Origin of the sequence: Bradyrhizobium sp. AC87j1, assembly GCF_002936975.1 — a bacterium.
Taxonomy (GTDB): Bacteria; Pseudomonadota; Alphaproteobacteria; order Rhizobiales; family Xanthobacteraceae; genus Bradyrhizobium; species Bradyrhizobium shewense.
In genome coordinates this window covers 1-929 of sequence record NZ_PTFE01000259.1, presented here as the reverse complement: position 1 = coordinate 929, position 929 = coordinate 1, and the positions used below count along the sequence as shown (strand labels likewise).

General features: G+C 64.0%; 1 protein-coding gene. It reads right to left on the bottom strand.

All coding sequences use genetic code 11. The features are described 5' to 3' along the window. Positions 1–839 (bottom strand): IS481 family transposase (locus CV770_RS41195; protein ID WP_104466330.1); only part of this gene is annotated, 839 nt, incomplete at its 3' end. Positions 840–929: the final 90 nt, after the last annotated feature.

The following is a 929-nucleotide window of genomic DNA, read 5'->3' as shown; positions in this document are numbered from 1 at the left end:
TTGTAGACCGGTCGCCAGGCATCGAAGGCGCGCTGGACTTCCGAGAGGGTGCGGAAGCGCCGCATGGCAAAAACCTCGGCCTTCAGGGTGCGATGGAAGCGCTCGTTCTTGCCGCGCGCCTGCGGATGACAGGGCCTGGCGTGCACCACCCTGACACCGAGCTTGAGCAGCCACACCTTCAACCCGGTCCAACGAACGCCGGACGTATCGCCCCAGGGTGAGCCGTTGTCGGTGTAGAAAGCCTCCGGCAGGCCGTAGCAGCGGAACGTCGTCGTCAGGTGATCCTGCACGGTAAGACGCTGCTCGTCGGCGCAGGCCTTCAAGCACAGGACATAGCGCGAGTGATCGTCGACAACGGTCAGCGGATGGCATCGCGTCCCGTTGGCGAGCGGCAGGTGACCCTTGAAGTCCATCTGCCACAGCAGGTTAGGAGCTTCCTTCTCGAAGCGATGCCCCGGATTGGGCGGTGCATTCTCGCTCGGTTTGACCCGACCGTTCCGACACAGGATCTGGTGCACCGTTGACGGCACCGGCACCGTCTGCCCGCTCCGCTTCAGGCAGTGGGCGATCTTCCGCGCTCCCCAAGCCGGATGCTTGTCCCGTACGGCCAGCACTTGCGCCTCGACCGCAGCCTCACTGCGTTTGGGCATCGCATGCGGGCAACGGGAGCGGTCGGCCAGCTCCCGATCGCCGGCCTGCCAGCGCCGCAACCATTTGTAGCCGACGTCAGGGCTGATGTTGAACCGCCGGCACAGCTCGCGCCGATTGGCGCCTTCCTGCAAAGCCAGCCGCACGAACTCCTGGCGCTGATCCATTGCTGACATCTCACTCCACGGCATGGACGGCCTCCCGAATCGGACCAATCCAGCCAATGTTGATGTGTCAGCTATGTCTCCGAACACCCGTCAGTGATCTGTCCGGGCTAAACA